3 protein-coding genes and 2 pseudogenes are annotated in these 2,200 nt (G+C 66.1%); all 5 read left to right on the top strand.

Annotation, left to right across the window (positions count from 1 at the left end; genetic code table 11):
• Positions 1-164, top strand: a pseudogene (locus tag AC2VON_RS18815) (BlaI/MecI/CopY family transcriptional regulator); the annotation flags it as partial.
• Entirely contained in the window at positions 161-1,105 is a 945-nt protein-coding gene (locus tag AC2VON_RS18810) for a M56 family metallopeptidase (protein ID WP_486954319.1), read from the top strand. The pseudogene AC2VON_RS18815 and the gene AC2VON_RS18810, both read left to right, overlap by 4 nt.
• A gap of 75 nt (positions 1,106-1,180) precedes the next feature.
• Positions 1,181-1,501 (top strand): transposase, encoded by a 321-nt coding sequence (locus AC2VON_RS18805; protein ID WP_486954318.1) that lies wholly within the window; start codon positions 1,181-1,183, stop codon positions 1,499-1,501.
• Positions 1,498-1,665, top strand: coding sequence for a zinc ribbon domain-containing protein (locus AC2VON_RS18800; protein WP_486954317.1), 168 nt, complete (start codon positions 1,498-1,500; stop codon positions 1,663-1,665). The genes AC2VON_RS18805 and AC2VON_RS18800 overlap by 4 nt, the downstream gene beginning before the upstream one ends.
• 210 nt (positions 1,666-1,875) lie before the next feature.
• Positions 1,876-2,200: pseudogene (locus AC2VON_RS18795) on the top strand (hypothetical protein); the annotation flags it as partial.

Genomic DNA, 2,200 nt, shown 5'->3' with positions numbered 1-2,200 from the left:
TCTCCCGTGAGCAGCACACCGCCCAGCTGATGCGTGAGGCGTTCGACGGTGGCGGCCGTCCCGATCTGGTTCTGCACCACTTCGTCGAACAGATCGGACTGCAGGAATCCGAAAGCCTGCTCGCTGCACTGCAACAGCTGGCCAAGCGAACGGACCACCGTTGAGCGTCGCGATCTGTCTTGTCCTCTACAGCGTGACGGTGCTGCTGCTCGGCCCGCCGGTGTTGCAGTCGTTGACCGACCGCGGATTCGTCCCGCGGCTGGGAGTGGCAGCATGGCTGACCGCGATCGGTGGTGTGCTCGTCGCGTGGCTGGTGGCGCTGGTGCTGAGCATCGCGCAGGCGATCCGCTTATGGCCTCATCGCCGTGCAGTTTTGACCTCCTGCATGACCCAACTGCACGACGTCGTCGTCGGTGGTGCGGGGCTCGTGCCGCAGGTCGTTTTGGCCGCGCTGGCGATCTCGGTGAGTGTGGCCGCGACGATGGCCGCTACGCAGTTGGTCGACACGGTGGCGCGAATGCGGGCGCGCGCGCACGCACATGCCGGCGCGGCGCGGCTTGTCGGTCACCGCACGAGCACCCAGGACGTTGTGGTGATCGAGGCTGCCAAACCCGCTGCCTACGCTGTGTCGGGCCGGCCCCCGACAATCGTCGTGACCAGTGCTGCGGTGGCCGCACTCGACGAGCGCCAGTTGGCCGCGGTGCTCGCGCACGAGCGGGCCCATCTGCACGGACGGCACTGGATCGTGATCAGCACGCTTCGTGGTCTAGCCGCCACCTTTCCCAGGCTGACGCTTATGACCCAAGGCGCACAACATGTTTCACTGTTGCTGGAAATGTGCGCCGACGACGTTGCGGCACGCCGTCACGGGTCTCAGGCGTTGCTGGCAGGTCTGATCACCCTGTGCCGCAAAGCCCCCGCCGAGGCGCTGGCAGCCGCCGATGTAGCAGTGTTGGCACGGGCGGAACGCCTCGCATCACCACCGGCGTATAACGACCAATCACGAACGCGTGCCGGGCTGGCCGCCGTGATCGCCGCCGTGGCGGCTGGCCCCTTCGCCGTCACGGCGCTGGGCGATTTCGGCGCATTGCTGTGTGGGTTCTGACCGTTGTGGCAGCGCGCAAGCCCGGCCGTTGAGGGCCGTGTCAGCGCATCAATTTCGGCCTGCCGGGACCACTGGGTGGTCGGCGCTGTTGGTCGATGTATTGGCAGCGCCCGCCGCAAGGCCGTCGCCAAACAGATCGCCGTCGTGCATGAGACGGTGGCACGCCGCCGCCGCGACTGGGTGGAGAAGATCACCACCCGCATCGCCGCCAGCTACCACATGGTCGCGGTGGAGCAGTTGCCGATGCGCAACATGGTCCGACGCCCCAAGCCCAAACCGGACCCGGACAATCCCGGACAGTATCTGCCCAACGGGGCTACCGCGAAGGCGCGGCTGAATAAGGGTACCTACGCCAACTGTTGGGGCCTGTTCGCCCCCGGTTGGGGCAGAAGATGAAGGCTTCCGGTGCCACGCTTGTCGAGGTGCCGGCAAGGTATAGCAGCCAAGAGTGCCGCAAGTGCGGCCACACGGCCAAGGAAAACCGCCAGAGCCAAACGGTGTTCCTTTCCGTCGCGTGCGGCCACGGCGACCATGCGGACCACTTGTGTTTCGCACTTTGATGCGGGTGTGACGGATGCGACAGAAGCGACTGGGCGTGTCACCGGTGGATTCATGTCGATCCGCAAGCGCACCGCGCGCCCCGGTGCCGGTCGGTTCGCGGATCCGCGCCGAGAGTTCGGTCGTCGGCACTGCGTTCGTTCTTCGAAAAGCACTCCAAAACCCAGTCGCAGACCTCTGACGGCGGATATCAGGTGAGGTTGTCGACCACGGTGTCGGTCGAGGGCGCCGTCAAGCCGGCGTACGTGGCGGAGAGCATCGTTGGCCACCTGACCAGCGGGTTGTCGATGACGGCCGCGCTTGTCAGTGGGCGTTGCTATGGTTCAAACATGCGTTCGAATGATCGGGAAGAGGTCACCGCGGCCTTCGATGCGCTGGCAGCCGCCCAAAAACGTGTGCTTGAGCTGGACTTCGCCGCGCTGACCACCCCGGAGCGGTTGGCTGTTCTGAAGCGCTGTGAGGTGCTGCGCCGACGGCTGCCGGCGGTGGAGCACCCGCTGATCAACGAACTGGCCGCGACCGCGACCCGGGCCGAGT

Source organism: Mycobacterium sp. TH-M82, from assembly GCF_057473605.1.
Note: the sequence above shows the minus strand (reverse complement) of the source record. Positions and strands in the feature narration are given on the sequence as shown.